Genomic DNA, 14,839 nt, shown 5'->3' on the forward strand with positions numbered 1-14,839 from the left:
CCTCCCTAGACGTTTCTTTATTTCAGGTCCGCCGGCGCAGCCAGCGCACCAGGATCAGGCCGGCCAGCACCAGCACGGTCGAGCCCGCCACCGACATCACCCCGAGTGCCGGAATCTGCGGAGTGAAGCCCGATACCATCCGCGAATAGAGCCACTTGGGCAGCGTCGCATCCACGCCCGAGGTGAAGAGCGACAGCGGGAAGTTGCCCCAGGACAGCAGGAAGGCGAAGAGCCCTGCCGAGACGATCCCCGGCATCAGCAAGGGCAGCGTCACCTCGCGCATCACCGTCAGCGTCGAGGCGCCCATGTCGCGCGCCGCTTCCTCCAGCGCGGGATCGAAGCCATAGGCGCGGATGGCGATGATCAGCGTGGTGATCGGCGAGATCCAGACCAGATGCGCCACCACGGCGGTCTTCCAGCTCGGCGTGACGCCGATCGCCGAGAACCAGATCAGGAGCGCAAGGCCCAGCACCGTCTGCGGGAAGAAGATCGGCAGAAGGATCGCCTTCTGGAAGAGGCCGCGGAAACGCCACTGGAACCGGGCGAAGGCGAGCGCGCCGAAGAAGCCGAGGATGACCGAAATCACCGTCACCGTGACCGCGATCTTGAGCGAGGTCAGCACGATCTGGTGCACCGTAGGACTGGTGACCGCCTCCGCCATCCAGCCGCCGGTATAGCGCTTGACCGGGAAGCTCAGGTAGCGCGCTTTCGAGACCGACGCGAAGCCCACCGCGACGAGCGGCAGGTAGAGCACGACGAGGATCAGGGCGCCGTAGAGATAGAGCGCAGCGCGGGTGGGGCGGGAGACGGCGGTCATTTGCGCCGCCCCATGATCGCGTCGAGGTCGATCCGGCTGATCGGCACCAGCGCGATCAGCGCGACGATGACGATCAGCATCAGCGACAGCGCCGAACCGAGCGGCCAGTTCTGCGCGTAGGTGAAGGCGCTTTCCACGTCGTCGGTCAGCACCACGACCGAACGGCCGCCAAGGAGCTTGGCCTCGGCCACCGCGCCGGCCGAGAGCACGAAGGTCAGAAGGCAGCCGACCACGATGCCCGGCGCGGCAAGCGGCATCTCGATCTCGAACAGGATGCGCCAGGGGCCGGCGCCCATGTCCATCGCCGCGAGCCGGGCGTCGTCGGGCACCAGCGCGATCCCCTGCGCCAGCGGAAACAGCATGAAGGGGAAGTAGACGTAACACATGCCGAAGACGATCGCCGGCCAGGTGTAAAGCGGCGTCTCGAAGCTCAGCCCCGTCCAGGCGCGCAGGTGCCCCTCGATCAGCCCCCCCTTCATCAGCGTCAGGTTCCAGCCGAAGAGCCGGATGTTCTCCGACACGAAGAGGAGGAGCACCACCAGCACGGTGATCACCAGGGTGAAGCGGCCGAAGACCTTGGCCATGCCGTAGGCCAAGGGCCAGCAGACCACGAAGAGGATCGCCGTGGTCAGGAAGGCAAGGCCGAGCGAGCGCAGCAGGGATTTGTAGTAGCCCTGTTCCCAGATCACCGCGAAGGACGAGAAATCCGGCATGTGCGCCAGTTCGAAGACCTTCTGCGGCATGATTGCGAAGCCCGCGATGACCACCATCGGCATGATGAAGCTGACCATCAGCAGAAGCCCGATCGGCAGCGCCGCGAGCAGACCCATGCGACGCTCAAGCCGCTCCATCGCCCGCTCCTTCCGCGATGAGATGCACCGAGCCGCGGTCCCAGCCGAGCCGCACCGGGCTGCCGACCGGGGCCTCCAGCCGCGCCTCGAACGGGCGCTCAACGGTCACCTCGGTGCCCGCGTCGGTCGTGATCGCATACTGGACGCGCGAGCCCAGCGCGTATTCGGCGGCTAGCCGGCCCGACAGGGTGAACTCGGCGCCACCCTTCCCTCCGTCGACGAAATGGATCAGTTCCGGCCGGACCATCGCCGTGCCGTTCCAGCCGGGGACTAGCGACAGCGCGCCGGGCGCGGCCGTGATCCCGCTGTCCTGCCAGCGGGGTGCGCCATCGGCCCCGGAGCCGAGCGCGAAGAGGTTCACCTCGCCCATGAAGCTCGCCACGAAGCGGCTGACCGGGCGGGAATAGATTTCTTCGGCGGTGGCGATCTGCTCGAACCGGCCGGCGCGCATGATGGCGATGCGGTCCGACATCACCATCGCCTCTTCGAGCGAATGGGTGATGTAGATGAAGGTCTTGCGGGTGCGCCCGTGAAGGTCCTTCAGCTCCTTCTCCAGCGTCTTGCGCAACCGGTAGTCGAGCGCAGAGAGCGGTTCGTCGAAGACGATGATCTGCGGGTCGAAGGCGAGCGCGCGAGCCAGCGCCACCCGCTGCCGCTCGCCGCCCGAACATTGCGAGATGCGCTTGCCGTAGTAGTCCGCCGGCAGGCGCAGGAGCGCCAGAAGCTCCAGCGCCCGCGCCCTCCTCGCCTCGGGCGCGAGCTTGCGCACCTTCAGCGGGAACTCGATATTCTGACCCACCGTCATGTGCGGGAAAAGCGCGAGCGACTGGAACACCATGCAGGTCGGCCGCTTGTCGGCGGGCATTTCGTCGATCCGCGCGCCGTTCAGGCTGATCGTGCCCTCGGTCACCTCGTCGATGCCGACCAAAAGGCGGATCAGCGTCGACTTGCCGCTGCCCGAGGGGCCGACGATGGTCAGGAACTCGCCTTCCGCGATGTCAAGGCTGATCCGGTCCACCGCGGTGAACCGGCCGAACCGCTTGGTCACGTTCTCTATCCGCAGGAAAGGCTGCCCCACCATCGTCCCTTCATCCCGTGTCCGCAAGGAAGGCCCGGCGGGGCATGAGGCCCCCGCCGGACGGTCCCGGTTCAGCCGCCAACTCAGCCGCGGCGGGCTTCGACGTAGATCGCCAGGAGCTGGTCGTAGGACGGCACCTCCTCGAACTCGATGCAGCGCGCCAGCTCCTCGGCCAGCGTGTCGACCTGCATCGCGTCAAGCTGGTCCTCGTCGAAGAGCGCCATCACCTCCGGGTTGCCCATCTGGGTGATCGGGTTCAGCGTGCCGCCGCCGGAGGCGACCAGCTTGGCAATCTCGGGCTCCTGCACGTATTCGAGGAAGTCCTCGGCCAGCGACGAGGGATCGGGGTTGTTTACCGCCGAGGTGATCTCCACCCAGACGATGCCGCCCTTGCCGTCGACCGGGCCCGACCGCGGCGTGATGCCGCGGATGTTGGTCATCCCGTCATAGCGCGCGCCGGAACAGCTGAAGACGCCGCCGGTGAAGTAGCAGTCGACCTCGCCGTTGATCAACGCGGTGTTCATCGCCACCAGGTCGTCGGTCATCAGGCGGGCGTTGCCCATGATCTGCTTCGCGACCTCGGTATACTTGCCGACGTTTTCCTCGCTCACCGGCTGGAACGGGTCGAATCCGGCAGTCATGCACAGGTGCATCACGTTCCAGTTGTCATAGGTCAGCACGCCGTATCGGCCCTTTAGCCCCTCGTCGAGGAACAGGTTCCAGCCCTGGTCCTCGGCCATGTCCAGGCTGATCTTGTCGGTGTTGACGACGAAGTTGAACGCACCATAGCGCTGCGGCATCCCCATAAGGTCGGTGCCGTCCGGAGAGAACGCCATCGCATAGGGCGGGTTGGCGAATTCCGGCGACATCTTCTCGAAATAGGGCAGGAAGCGCTCCTTGTTCAGCGGCTTGATCAGTTGCTCCTTGAACATCACGCCGCGGGCCCAGGCCTGGTTAACGTTGATCAGATCCCACTGGCCAAGCCCGCCCGCGCGCAGGCGATTGATCATTTCCGGGTCCGAGGTGCCACTCTCGGCGCGCACCGTCGCGCCGGAGTGCCGTTCGCGGAACGGATTGAGCACGTCGTCGGAGTTGTAGCCCTCCCAGCACAGTATGTTGAGCTGGTCGTTGCGCGCGGCAAGGCTCCGGCCCGGCAGCGCGAGGGCGGAAAGGCCGGCAAGGCCCGCGGCTCCGAGCGAGAACTGGCGTCTGGTGATCATGTCTTCCTCCCTTGTTGATGTGTCGCGTCAGGGCGGTGTGTCCGCCGATTTTGACGTGGTCATGCGGCCCCGGCCGACTGCCGGGTGCCGCGGGTGCTAACGTCCGCGGATTGCCTCCAATCTGGCGGTAATCGTGTCGCGCGCAAGGCGCATGTCCTCGAGCCGGCCCGAGATGAACAGCCGCCCCGTCGCGCCCATCATCTGCACGTCGTTGATGACGCAGCCGGGCGCGGCCTTCTCGGCCTCGTTCGCGGCGACGCAGGCAAAGAGCGCCGGCGCCATCTCGTAGATTAGAAGCGCCTGGCCGGGCACAAGGATCGAGGCATCGCGCGAGCGGTTGAGAATGATCGCGTGCTGGTCCGACAGATCCTCGATGATGTCGTGATAGAGGATCTGGGGCCGCATCTGGTCCTCGGGCTTGGAGCCGATGCCCTTGAGGATCGCTTCGCCTGCCGCCTGAAGATTCTCCATGCGGTCGGAATGCAGTTCGAGAAGCCCGAACTGGCGCTCGGTGTAGAGGATGCCCGGCTCCATATCCGGCGCGGACTTCAGCGCAAGGTCGGTGATCCGGTGGATCGCCAGGGCTGGCGCCACCTCGATGATCAGCGAATGCTGTCCCGCGAAGGGCGGATACCCCCTCGCCCGCGTGGGCGAGGAAAGATACGCCGCAAACTGGGGCTGAAGATCCTCTATGGGAAGATAGACGCGAAGCTCTGTCATGCCTCAGTCCTTGGTTTCGGGCCGTGGTCGCCGGATTCGGGGCGCGCTTGCGCTCGCAGGGCACTCAGCCCTTCACCGCCTCGAAATGCTTGGCCAAGTCGGGATGCGGGCGCGGGATGACATGGACCGCCGTCACCTCGCCCACCTGCGCGGCTGCCTCGGCGCCCGCTTCCGTCGCGGCCTTGACCGCGCCCACGTCGCCGCGAACCACGACCGAGACCAGTCCGCCGCCCACTTCGTTGCGGGCGATAATCTCGACGTTGGCCGCCTTGACCATCGCATCGGCCGCCGACAGCGCCGGCACGTAGCCCTTGGTTTCGATCATTCCGATTGCAAGATTAGCCATTTCTCTGGGACTCCCTTACTTGCGTTTTGCTGCCGGTTTCCCGGTGGATTCTTCGTCGATCGAGCCGATGATGAGGGCGTCGATCGGGGCCGACCTGTCCTGGAACCACGAGGCCGCCACCGAACCTTGCGTGACCAGCACCGCCTCGCCGTCGGCGCAGCCGAGCGGGTCGAAGGCAATCAGTCTCGCACCGGTTTCGGTTTCCACCTCGAGAAGCGCGCCGGTGGGCAGCGTTCCGATGTGGCGCGTGGACCAGAGCCTGCCGCTGACGCGTGCCCGTATCATGCCAGTGTCCTTTCGATCCTGAGGCCGCGGCGGCGTGCCTCGTCGCCCGCAAGCGGGGTCAGCCGCGCGGATTTGGTGATTCTCAGCCGGGCCTCGCCCTCGGCGACGGCGGCGATGTCGCGTTCGGTGATCAGGCCCTTGCGCAGTTCGGGAACCGGGGCGGGCATGGTCGTCACAAGCGTGATCGGCTGGGCGGGTGCTGCGGCGGCGGGTTGCGGCATCGGCGGTGCATAGGCGGGCGCGGGTATGGCCTGCACCGGATATTCCGGTGCAAATCGGATGCGCCCCTCGCGCAGCGCGGCGGCAAACCCCGCATCCTGCGCGCGGGCCAGCACCGACAGGGCGAAGTCGGTCAACTCCGCCTCGGTGCCCGCGCGCACCCGCTCCACCTTCGGCCTGCCGGGGCTTTCCGATCGCAGTGCCGCGATCTCCTCGGCCAGGATCTGGCGGATGAGTGATCTCAACTCGCTCATCCGGCCGCTCCCGCCTCGCGCAGCACGCGCTCGGCCGCATCGCGCGCATTCCTGACATCCGCCTCGGTTCCGGCGAGGTAGAGCCGCCCGTTCGCGCCGAACATGCGCATGTCGATGACCTTGATGTCGGCCGCCTTTTCCGCCTCATTGCAGGCGAGGATCGCATAGGCCGCGGGCTGGCATTCCAGGAGGTAGACGCTTTCACCGCCCAGGACCATCGAGCCGGTCTTGTTGCGGTTCATGAGGAAAGCGTGCTGGTCGTCCACGCGCGTGACGATCTTCGAGGCCATGATCTTCGGCCGCTCCGCCTGCTCGCGCCGCTTTCCCATTGCGGCAAGCGCGGCGTCGGCGCCAGCCCGCACCTCGGCGGTGGAAAAGGCGTGGAACAGCAGCGTGCCGAACTGCCGCTCGACGACGAGTGATCCGGCCCGCACCTCGGCGCTTTTCAGGACCGTGTCGGTCAGCGCCTCGATGTCGAGCCCCGGCGCGATCTCGATGATCTGAGCGGCCATTCGCGCGCGCGGCAGCGTCCCGCGCATCCAGGTCGCGGTATAGGCAAGCGTCTGGGGCTGCAACTGGTCGATGAAGATGAACGCGCGAAGATCTGTCACGACTGGCCTCGGGTCAGTTCACGAAGTTCCTGAAGGATGAGCTGGCGCAGAAGGTCGCGGTCCATGCCCCCGCCATCCGCAACGGCGGGAACGGCGACGGGTCGCGGCCTCGGGGCGGCAGATGCGCGTGTGCCGGCGGCCGACCCGTCGAAGGGCGCGCGCACGCCGCTCATGTCGGGCATGGCGACTGAGGCGTCGGAGTTCCACGCGAGCCGCGTCCAGTGCACCAGATGCTGCGGCCCGATGTTTTCGCCGACCGAGGATCGCCCGAAATAGCCGGTGCCGATCATGAACGAGGGGGGCAGATGCGTGGCGAACCCGGCCGCCCCTTGCGAGCAGGGTGCATTCACAACCACCCGGTAGACCGACAGTGCCGCCGCAAAGTCCATCGCCTTTTGCGGATCCTCGCCGTGGAACGCGGCCGAGTGGCCCGCGCCGACCATCCTGAGGATCATCTGCGCCATGCCGGTTGCGCGCTCGAAGCTTTCGGCGGTAGCCCAAGCGAGCACGGGCGAGAGCTTCTCTCGCGTGAGCGGCTCGTCAAGCCCAACCTGTTCGATCGGTGCGACCAGAATCCGGATCGAGGGCACGACGCGGAAACCCGCCTTCTCGGCGATCCAGGACGCACTCTTGCCGACGGCTGCCGTGTTCAGGTGGCCCTCGGGAAAGAGCCAGGCGCGGAGCCTGACAACCTCGGCTTCGGTGCACACATGCGCCCCTGCGGCGCGCAATGCGCGCTCCAGTTTGCCGCGGTTCTCCTCGATCGAGATCAGCACGCTTTCATGCGTGCAAAGTACCGAATTGTCGAAGGATTTCGACTCGATGATGCGGCGGGCGGCGGCATTCTGATCGGCGCCCGGATCGACATAGACCGGCGCGTTTCCCGGTCCCACCCCGATCGCGGGCGTGCCTGACGAATAGGCCGCGCGCACCATCGGCCCGCCGCCTGTGGCGAGGATCACCTGCACCTTCGGCGAGGCCATCAAGGCCTGCACGAGAGGCACGGAGGGTTCTTCGACGCACTGGATCAACCCGGCCGGCGCGCCTGCGGCCACGGCGGCCGCCTCGAGCCGCGCCGCGGCGTCGTTGCAGCAGGTCTTCGCCAATGGATGCGGGCTGAAGATCACCGCGTTGCGGCTGAGAAGCGCGAGCATGGTCTTGTAGTAAAGCGTCGAAATCGGGTTGGTGGCGGGCGTCAGCGCAAAGATGACGCCGGCCGGCTTGGGAATCTCCACCATCTTGCGCGCGGGATCGACCCGCGGGCTCACAAGGTCCATGTCCTCGTAGAAGTCCACCAGCGGATGGGCGGAGAGTTCATTCTTCAGCTGCTTGTGTTTGACCACGCCCATGCCGGTCTCGCGGACCGCCCATTCGGCGTAATGTCCTGCCGCCTGATGCGCGGCCTCGGCCACCGCACGGACGATCCGCATCACCGCGGCGCGGTCGTAGCGGGCATAGGCGCGCACCGCCCATCCCGCCCGGTCGATCTTCATCCGGGCGGTCGTCTCCGCCCGGTCGGGGACCTGGAGCCGTGGCGCGTCGTTGTGGACCGGCATCTTCCGCCCTCCCCCCTCAGGCCGCCCGGCGCGGGTTGCGCAGGAGCGCTCGCGCCCGCGGCATCGCCGCTTCCATCCGGTCGACGATCTCCTGGCAGGTCGCGGCGTCCAGCAGCACGCCCGGCTTGAACTGCAACACCCGCTTGTCGAGCGAGGAGAAGATCGCCCAGACCCCGTTCTCGTAAAGAGCACGCGACACGGCGACCGCGCCTTCCGGATGATCGAATTCGAGCCCGAGGATGACGCCGCGCTGGCGGACGCCGACGAAGATGTCGCTGTGGGCGGCCATCATCTCGGCCAGGCTGCGCTGGAAGAACTCGGCCACATACTGCACGTTGGCGATCACCTCGGGACGCTGAAGCATCTCGATGACCTGATGGCCGATGATGCACCCCAGTTCGGAGCCGCCGGAGGTCGAGATATGCGCCGCGCCATCTTCTAGCTGCCAGGCGCCGCATTTCTCGGTCACCACGCAGGCCGAGATCGGATAGATGCCGCCGCCCAGCCCCTTGGCAGTCACGAACATGTCGGGGTCTAGGCCATAGGACTGCCATCCCCACATGGCACCGGTGCGCATCAGTCCCGTCTGCACTTCGTCGGCGATGTAGAGCGTGCCGCAGCGGCGGCAGATGTCCTGACAGGCCTTCAGATAACCTTCCTCCGGCATCGGAAAGCCGTAGGTCGCGGGGATCGTCTCGATGATGAAGGCCGCCACGTCGCGATTCTTCAGCGCGCGCTCGAGCGCCTCCGCGTCGTTGAAGGGGACATGGACGAATTCCTCCGGACGGTCGGCTAGGAAGATCTTGGAAAAGCGCTCGTCGCCGGTGGCCACCGACAGGCCGGAGTGGCCGTGATAGCCCTTGATGATCGACGCGATCTTGCGGCGCTTTGTGGCATATCGGGCAGTTTTCAGGGCGATTTCCACGGCTTCGGCCCCGCCAGCCCCGAAAATCGCGTACTTCATGCCGGGCGCCGACTTCACCAGCTTCTCGGCAAAGGCCGCGCGCGCGACCGAGGGGAACCAGTGGTTGCCCATGTCGAAATAATCAAGCGCGGATTTCAGGGTGGCCACCAGTTCGGGGTTCCGGTGGCCAAAATTGTAAGTCCCGCCATTGAGATGCAGGTCGATTAGGCGGCGACCAGACATGTCGTAGAGGAAGTAACCCTCGCGGCGATCGATCACCAGGTCGATCCCTGCGTCCTGCCAGAACTTCGTCTTGCCGGGGTTCCAGTATTCAATCGCCTTGGCAAGCAGCTCGTCCTTCGAGTCGAAACTGAAGAATCCGTAGTTGTACACGAGCGCACCTCCGTTTGACTGAAGTCTGTCACTTTATTCGGCATTAGACAACATAGAAATGTTGCTAGTCGGGCAAAATTGCTGTTGACCGCCCCGCCCCCACCTGCTTCTTTCGGCCAAGGCGTGGCAATTCTGGTGCTTTCCCGTGGCAAGGACGCAATCGCGCAAGGAACTGCGGCAGGGCAGAATCCTCGCCGCTCTGGAAGCCAACCCCTCGCTCAGGGTGAACCAGCTCGCCGAGGAGCTCGATGTCTCCACCGAAACAATTCGCCGCGACCTTTCGGAGCTGGACCAGATCGGGCGGCTGAGCCGCACCTTCGGCGGCGCCGTGAGTACCGGCAATCGGTTCGAACCCGCGCTGAACGAACGGCTGCGACTTTTCGTCCCCGAACGCAGGGCGATCGCCCGCGCCGCCGTCGCGCGGTACGAAAGCGCCGAGACGCTGGTACTTGGCGGCGGGGCGACCATGTTCACCTTCGCGCGGGTGTTGCGCGAAACCCGTCATCGCATCACCGTCATCACCCCCGCCTATCCGATCGCGGTGGAGCTCGCGTCCAGTCCGCTGATCGAGGTCATGCTGCTTCCTGGCACGTTCGAGCCGCAGGAACGGATGGTCTTCGGCCCAGAGACGATCCGGGCGCTTGAACGCTATCGCGCCGAGGTCGCCATCATCGGCGCCTCGGGGCTCGATCCGTCCGGGGTCAGCGAGGCGATGCTGCGCGCGGGCGAGGTCTATGCCGCCATGCTCGCCCATGCCAACCTTGGGGTGGTCCTGGCCGATCATTCCAAGTTCGGGAAACGCGCGCTGGTGCATCTGCGCGGCTGGTCCGCTGCGCTGACGCTGATCACCGACGAGCAGCCCCCCGACACACTCGCCACCGCGATCCGCGACGGCGGCAGCGCATGCGTCGTGGCGGCGGCGGAGTGAGAAGTCCGGCCGGCTGCCGAGCCGCCCACATCAGCCGCCGGAGAGACTGGCCTTCACCTCGCGGCGGACGATCTTGCCATACGCGTTCTTCGGCAGAAACTCTACGAAGGCGATGCGTTTCGGCTTCTTGAAGCTTGCGATGTGCTGGCGGCAGAACTCCTGCAAGTCCTCGGCCGCCACCGGCCCCGAGGCGACGACGGCGGCGGTAACCGATTCCCCCCATTTCCCGTCGGGTTCGCCAAAGACGCAGACCTCTCGCACGGCGGGATGCAGCATCAGCACATCCTCAATCTCGCGCGGGTAGATGTTGCTTCCGCCTGAAATGATCACGTCATTCATCCGCGACAAAAGGTAGAGATAGCCGTCCTCGAACCGGCCGACATCGCCGGTGTGAAGCCAGCCATCCTTGAGCGCCTTCGCGTCGGCCGCGGCGTCGTTCCAGTAGCCGCGCATCACCACATCACCCCGCACGCAGATCTCGCCTTCCGCGCCGTCGACCACGGGCTGGCCGGACTCGTCGACAAGACGCACCTCGACATCGGTTCGTACCGTGCCGGCCGAAAAGAGCACCCTTCCGTGGTGGTCCCGAGGCCGGAGCGCGCTGATCGTCATGGGCGATTCGCCCTGGCCATAAAGCTGGGCGAAGATCGGACCGAAACGGGCCATTGCGGCTTCGGCGAGGCCGGGGTCGATCGGGGCGCCGCCGTAGGGAACGCGCCGCAGCGTCGGCACCTTCAAGGCGGGGTTGGTCTCCAGAAGCATGTGGATCATGGTTGGCGCGACGAAGGCAAGGATCGTCACCCTTTCGCGCGCGATCGTCGCCAGCACGTCGGCGGCATCGAACGAGCCGCCCGCATAGATCAGATTGGTAGCCCCGCGCGCGATCGAGGGCAGGGCATAGAGGCCCGAGCCGTGAGACAGGGGTGCCACATGCAGCACCACGTCCTCGGGCTGGAAGTCGCAGACATCGGCAAGCGCGTTCATAGTCATGGCGCAGAGGTTGCGGTGGGTCAGCATGGCCCCCTTCGGCCGCCCCGTCGTTCCCGATGTGTAGAAGATCCAGGCAAGGTCGTCTGGCGCCACCTCGGCGTCCTCGGCGCGATGATCCAAGCCGTCGTCGACGATTGCCTGGAAGGAGTCCGCGCCCTCGGAGTCGGTGTCGATCAGGTCGATGCCGGACATGCCGGCCAGCGCCTCCTCCACCACCGCCCGGGATTTCCGCGAACAGACAACGCCGCGCGCGCCGCAATGGCCGGCGATGAAGCCAAGTTCGGACGTATGAAGCTTGGCATTCGCCGGCACCGCCACAAGGCCGCCCTTGAAGAGGGCGAAGAGCGCCACGATATAGTCTGCCCGGTTCGGCATGAACAGGACGACCCGGTCGCCTGCCGCATAGCCGCGCCGGCGCAGGCCTGCCGCGAAGGCGGCGGAGCGGGCGTTCATCTCGTCGTATCGAAGCGTCATTCCGCTATCGACCAGGGCAATTTTCGACGGATTGAAGCGCGCGGCCTTGGTCAAGAAAGTTCCGGTATTCACGGCGCGGGCCTCCGGTCGGGCACGTCAGGCAAGCTTGCTCAAAAGGGCATCCAGCCGGTCGATCACCTCGGCCGCATCCTCGACCGTCAGGCAGAGCGGCGGCACCAGCCGGAACACGTTGGCATTGGCGCCGGCCTTGGTGACGATCACCGAATCGGCGATCTGGTCGGCGATCTTCGCCACGAGTTCAGAGGCAGGCGCCTTGGTATCGCGATCCTTCACCAGTTCGACGCCTATCATCATGCCCGATCCCCGGATGTCGCCGATCACTTCGTGCCGTGTCTGCAACTCGCGGAACATCTTCAACGCCTCTTCGCCGACGATGCGCGCGTTTTCCTGCAAGCCGCCAGGGCCGAGTGCCGCCATCACGCCCCGCGCCGCCGCGCAGCAGGTCGGGTTGGAGCCGTAGGTGCTCATGAAAGATCGCGAGGTCATCGCCTCGGCGATGTCGCGGCGCACCACGACGGCCGAGATCGGGAAGCCGTTGCCGAGCCCCTTCGCCATCACCACCATGTCGGGGACGATGCCGTGTTCCATGAAGCCGTAGAAATGCTTGCCGGTGCGGCCGATCGCGGTCTGGATCTCGTCGCAGATCACCACGCCGCCCATCGACCGGGCGATCTCCATCGTCTGCTTGATGTATTCGGTCGGCAGCGGGATCACGCCGCCGTAGCCCTGGATCGGCTCGAAGATATAGGCGGCCAGCTCGCCGTTGGTCGATGCCCCCATGAGAGCGCGGAACTCTGCGACGTATGGCTCCACCCCGGCGCCGTGGATGCCGCGATACTGGTCGGGGTTGGTCGCGTGCAGGATGCCCGACGCCCCCGTGACCTTGTGGTGGAAGCGGCTGATCGAGGTCAGGGCATTGGCTACGGCTCCGACGCCACCGTGGTAGGCAGAGCGCAGGCCGACAACCGTATGCCGCCCGGTGTAGTTGCGCGCCATTGTCACCGCGAGGTCGACGGCCTCGGTGCCGCTCGACAGGAAATGGACCACCCAGTCGCCCGCAGGCATCTTGTCGACCAGCGACTTGGCGAGCGACGCGGGCCCGGGGTGCATCCACATCGTAGAACAATGCTGCATGCTGTCCAGCTGCTGCTTCACCGCCGTCATGACGTAGGGGCTGCGGTAGCCGGCGCTGATCGCCTGGTTCATCGCCACGGTGTCGATGAACCGGTTGCCCGCGGCATCCCAAAGATACTGCCCAAGGCCGCTGCGCAGCAGGATCGGCCTTGTCGTGGCCTGGAACGTCTTGAGGACCGGAGAAAGGTATCTTTCGCGGTTCTCCACCGCAGTGTCGTAGTCCCATTCGAGGGGCGGAAGCTGGTCAAGGATTTCGGCCTCGCTCAGGTCGCTGCCGTGCCAGTTGGGAAGCGTGTGGTTCATCGGATTCTCCTGTTGCGTCGCGGCCGCGTCCTTGTGGCCTGACCGTGTGGCGTTCAGCGCCGGTTCAGCGCCCCTGTCTGCGCAGGAACGCGACCGCCTCGATCTCGATCTGGGCGCCGAGCGCGAGGGCGGGGGTGCCGACGGTCGAGCGGGTCGGGAATGGTGCCGAGAAGAATTCCTGATAGACGCGGTTGTAGTCGGCATAGCCGGCGAAATCGGTCAGGAATATCCGCGTCTGGGCGACGTCGGCCAGGGTCGCGCCATAGCTGGCGAGGATCTCGCGGATGTTCTCGAGACATTTGCGGGTTTGGCCGCCGATCCCGCCGGGCACCACGGCGCCGGTCTCGTCGATGCCGATCTGGCCGGAAATATAGATGACATCGCCGACGCGGACGGCATTGCTGATCGGCGCCTTGGCCAGAAAGCCCTCGGGGGCCCTGTAGTCCCGGTCCTCTCCGGTTGACCGCGGTTCCGCAGACATCGCTTCGCTCCCCGTTGCTGGCAGACATGGGTCCGGCCCCAAATGTCTAATTCGCAGACCAATCTACCATATGAGCTTCCGGGCGCAAGGCAAGAGTATGGTTGCGTCCGCTCGAAAAAACCGCTCCGGGATATTGACAACGGGACGTTTCGCTGGAACTAATGTCTATTAGTTGGACCATTGGGCCAGATGGGACTTGGTCGTTCGCCGATGGCGCGTCCGGCGGAGCATGGCCGGCGAAGGGGGACCGGATGATAGGAGGAGACGCCATCGCCGAATCGCTCGACAGGGCCGTGAAATCCGTTTTGGCAGATTATGACTTTTCCCCTGATCTGGTCTTCAGCCTTGTCAACGTCTCGGAAAACTGGACCTACCGTGTCGACGACCCGGCCACGGGACGATCCGCGGCGCTGCGGGTTCACCGCCCCAACTACCATTCGCGCGAGGAGATCGAGTCCGAACTCATGTGGATCGATGCGCTGCGCCGCGCGCGCGTCGTTGACGCGCCCACCCCCATCGAGGCGCGCGACGGCGGCCGGGTGCGCACCGTGGCGGTCGAAAACGGCCCCGCCCGCCATGTCACTCTGTTTGACTGGCTGCCCGGCGCCGCCCCGTCGGCCGACGCCGACCTGATCCGAGGTTTCGGTCGGCTTGGCGATCTTGCGGCGAGAATGCATCTTTTCGGCATGGGCTGGCGGCGGCCGGCCGTCTTCCGACGCTTCACCTATGACGACACCGCCGTGCTGGAAAAGGCACTCTGGGGGCGCTGGCAGGATGCGCCCGGCGCCGGCGCCGAGGAGCAGGACATCCTTTCCCGTGCCACCGCAGAAATCCGCCGACGGCTGGCGGACTACGGGCGCGCGCCCAACAGGTTCGGTCTGTGTCACAACGACCTGCGTCTTGCGAACCTTCTGATCGACGGCGATCGGCTTTCGGTCATCGACTTCGACGACTGCGGATACTCCTGGTACCTGAACGATTTCGCCACGGCCGTCAGCTTCATGGAGGACGACGCCCGCGTCGCCGACTGGATGGAGGCCTGGCTAGGCGGCTACACCGGTAACCGGCCACTGTCGCGCACCGACCGCGACATACTTCCGACGCTGATCATGCTCAGGCGCATGCTGCTCGTCGGCTGGGTCGGCTTCCATTACGAACATGCCGTCGAGGCGCGGCAGCTCGGCGCAGCCTATGCGACGGGCGCCTGCCGGATCGCTGAAGACTATCTCTCGGGCCATTTTCTCAAGTGACGCC

16 protein-coding genes are annotated in these 14,839 nt (G+C 65.8%); 2 read left to right on the forward strand and 14 right to left on the reverse strand.

All coding sequences use genetic code 11. The features are described 5' to 3' along the window. Positions 1 to 22: 22 nt before the first annotated feature. The 11 genes from F9K34_RS01990 to F9K34_RS02040 form a co-directional block, all read right to left on the reverse strand. Entirely contained in the window at positions 23 to 817 is a 795-nt protein-coding gene (locus F9K34_RS01990) for an ABC transporter permease (protein WP_291334880.1), read from the reverse strand. Continuing rightward, positions 814 to 1,668 carry an ABC transporter permease gene (locus F9K34_RS01995; RefSeq protein ID WP_291334881.1) on the reverse strand — a complete coding sequence of 285 codons (855 nt, stop codon included), beginning with the start codon at positions 1,666 to 1,668 and terminating at the stop codon, positions 814 to 816. The genes F9K34_RS01990 and F9K34_RS01995 overlap by 4 nt, the downstream gene beginning before the upstream one ends. Beyond that, positions 1,655 to 2,749, reverse strand: coding sequence for an ABC transporter ATP-binding protein (locus F9K34_RS02000; protein WP_291334882.1), 1,095 nt, complete (start codon positions 2,747 to 2,749; stop codon positions 1,655 to 1,657). Before F9K34_RS02000 ends, F9K34_RS01995 begins: the two co-directional genes overlap by 14 nt. Positions 2,750 to 2,829: 80 nt before the next feature. Next, on the reverse strand, positions 2,830 to 3,966 hold the full coding sequence (locus tag F9K34_RS02005) for an ABC transporter substrate-binding protein (RefSeq protein ID WP_291334883.1): 1,137 nt from the start codon (positions 3,964 to 3,966) through the stop codon (positions 2,830 to 2,832). A gap of 96 nt (positions 3,967 to 4,062) precedes the next feature. Beyond that, positions 4,063 to 4,686: a hypothetical protein gene (locus tag F9K34_RS02010; RefSeq protein WP_291334884.1), complete on the reverse strand. Its 624-nt coding sequence runs from the start codon at positions 4,684 to 4,686 to the stop codon at positions 4,063 to 4,065. A gap of 64 nt (positions 4,687 to 4,750) precedes the next feature. Then, positions 4,751 to 5,032: a BMC domain-containing protein gene (locus F9K34_RS02015; protein WP_291334885.1), complete on the reverse strand. Its 282-nt coding sequence runs from the start codon at positions 5,030 to 5,032 to the stop codon at positions 4,751 to 4,753. A 15-nt stretch (positions 5,033 to 5,047) separates the two neighbouring features. Continuing rightward, positions 5,048 to 5,317 carry a EutN/CcmL family microcompartment protein gene (locus tag F9K34_RS02020; protein ID WP_291334886.1) on the reverse strand — a complete coding sequence of 90 codons (270 nt, stop codon included), beginning with the start codon at positions 5,315 to 5,317 and terminating at the stop codon, positions 5,048 to 5,050. After that, on the reverse strand, positions 5,314 to 5,790 hold the full coding sequence (locus F9K34_RS02025; RefSeq protein WP_291334887.1) for a hypothetical protein: 477 nt from the start codon (positions 5,788 to 5,790) through the stop codon (positions 5,314 to 5,316). Before F9K34_RS02025 ends, F9K34_RS02020 begins: the two co-directional genes overlap by 4 nt. Further along, a complete protein-coding gene (locus F9K34_RS02030; RefSeq protein ID WP_291334888.1) occupies positions 5,787 to 6,401 on the reverse strand; it encodes a BMC domain-containing protein in 615 nt (204 codons plus the stop codon). Before F9K34_RS02030 ends, F9K34_RS02025 begins: the two co-directional genes overlap by 4 nt. Beyond that, a complete protein-coding gene (locus F9K34_RS02035) occupies positions 6,398 to 7,957 on the reverse strand; it encodes an aldehyde dehydrogenase family protein (RefSeq protein WP_291334890.1) in 1,560 nt (519 codons plus the stop codon). Before F9K34_RS02035 ends, F9K34_RS02030 begins: the two co-directional genes overlap by 4 nt. A gap of 16 nt (positions 7,958 to 7,973) precedes the next feature. Next, on the reverse strand, positions 7,974 to 9,254 hold the full coding sequence (locus F9K34_RS02040) for a class-III pyridoxal-phosphate-dependent aminotransferase (protein ID WP_291334891.1): 1,281 nt from the start codon (positions 9,252 to 9,254) through the stop codon (positions 7,974 to 7,976). A gap of 145 nt (positions 9,255 to 9,399) precedes the next feature. On the opposite strand from F9K34_RS02040, the gene F9K34_RS02045 reads away from it, so the two are divergent. Further along, positions 9,400 to 10,182 (forward strand): DeoR/GlpR family DNA-binding transcription regulator, encoded by a 783-nt coding sequence (locus F9K34_RS02045; protein WP_291334892.1) that lies wholly within the window; start codon positions 9,400 to 9,402, stop codon positions 10,180 to 10,182. Positions 10,183 to 10,212: 30 nt separating this feature from the next. Here the strand turns inward: F9K34_RS02045 and F9K34_RS02050 are convergent, their stop codons facing one another. The 3 genes from F9K34_RS02050 to F9K34_RS02060 form a co-directional block, all read right to left on the reverse strand. Next, on the reverse strand, positions 10,213 to 11,718 hold the full coding sequence (locus F9K34_RS02050; RefSeq protein ID WP_291334893.1) for an AMP-binding protein: 1,506 nt from the start codon (positions 11,716 to 11,718) through the stop codon (positions 10,213 to 10,215). Between the two features lie 24 nt (positions 11,719 to 11,742). Then, positions 11,743 to 13,104, reverse strand: coding sequence for an aspartate aminotransferase family protein (locus F9K34_RS02055; protein ID WP_291334895.1), 1,362 nt, complete (start codon positions 13,102 to 13,104; stop codon positions 11,743 to 11,745). A gap of 64 nt (positions 13,105 to 13,168) precedes the next feature. Next, positions 13,169 to 13,585, reverse strand: coding sequence for a RidA family protein (locus F9K34_RS02060; RefSeq protein ID WP_291334897.1), 417 nt, complete (start codon positions 13,583 to 13,585; stop codon positions 13,169 to 13,171). A 305-nt stretch (positions 13,586 to 13,890) separates the two neighbouring features. On the opposite strand from F9K34_RS02060, the gene F9K34_RS02065 reads away from it, so the two are divergent. Next, positions 13,891 to 14,835, forward strand: a complete 945-nt coding sequence (locus F9K34_RS02065) for a phosphotransferase enzyme family protein (RefSeq protein ID WP_291334899.1) — start codon at positions 13,891 to 13,893, stop codon at positions 14,833 to 14,835. The last annotated feature ends 4 nt before the right edge of the window (positions 14,836 to 14,839 follow it).

Source organism: Albidovulum sp., from assembly GCF_008933605.1.
GTDB lineage: Bacteria > Pseudomonadota > Alphaproteobacteria > Rhodobacterales > Rhodobacteraceae > Albidovulum.

Bases quoted from the DNA above. Each gene is read 5' to 3' on its own strand.
- F9K34_RS01990 (WP_291334880.1), bottom strand. From the start codon at position 817: ATGACCGCCGTCTCCCGCCCCACCCGCGCTGCGCTCTATCTCTACGGC.
- F9K34_RS01995 (WP_291334881.1), bottom strand. From the start codon at position 1,668: ATGGAGCGGCTTGAGCGTCGCATGGGTCTGCTCGCGGCGCTGCCGATC.
- F9K34_RS02000 (WP_291334882.1), bottom strand. From the start codon at position 2,749: ATGGTGGGGCAGCCTTTCCTGCGGATAGAGAACGTGACCAAGCGGTTC.
- F9K34_RS02005 (WP_291334883.1), bottom strand. From the start codon at position 3,966: ATGATCACCAGACGCCAGTTCTCGCTCGGAGCCGCGGGCCTTGCCGGC.
- F9K34_RS02010 (WP_291334884.1), bottom strand. From the start codon at position 4,686: ATGACAGAGCTTCGCGTCTATCTTCCCATAGAGGATCTTCAGCCCCAG.
- F9K34_RS02015 (WP_291334885.1), bottom strand. From the start codon at position 5,032: ATGGCTAATCTTGCAATCGGAATGATCGAAACCAAGGGCTACGTGCCG.
- F9K34_RS02020 (WP_291334886.1), bottom strand. From the start codon at position 5,317: ATGATACGGGCACGCGTCAGCGGCAGGCTCTGGTCCACGCGCCACATC.
- F9K34_RS02025 (WP_291334887.1), bottom strand. From the start codon at position 5,790: ATGAGCGAGTTGAGATCACTCATCCGCCAGATCCTGGCCGAGGAGATC.
- F9K34_RS02035 (WP_291334890.1), bottom strand. From the start codon at position 7,957: ATGCCGGTCCACAACGACGCGCCACGGCTCCAGGTCCCCGACCGGGCG.
- F9K34_RS02055 (WP_291334895.1), bottom strand. From the start codon at position 13,104: ATGAACCACACGCTTCCCAACTGGCACGGCAGCGACCTGAGCGAGGCC.
- F9K34_RS02060 (WP_291334897.1), bottom strand. From the start codon at position 13,585: ATGTCTGCGGAACCGCGGTCAACCGGAGAGGACCGGGACTACAGGGCC.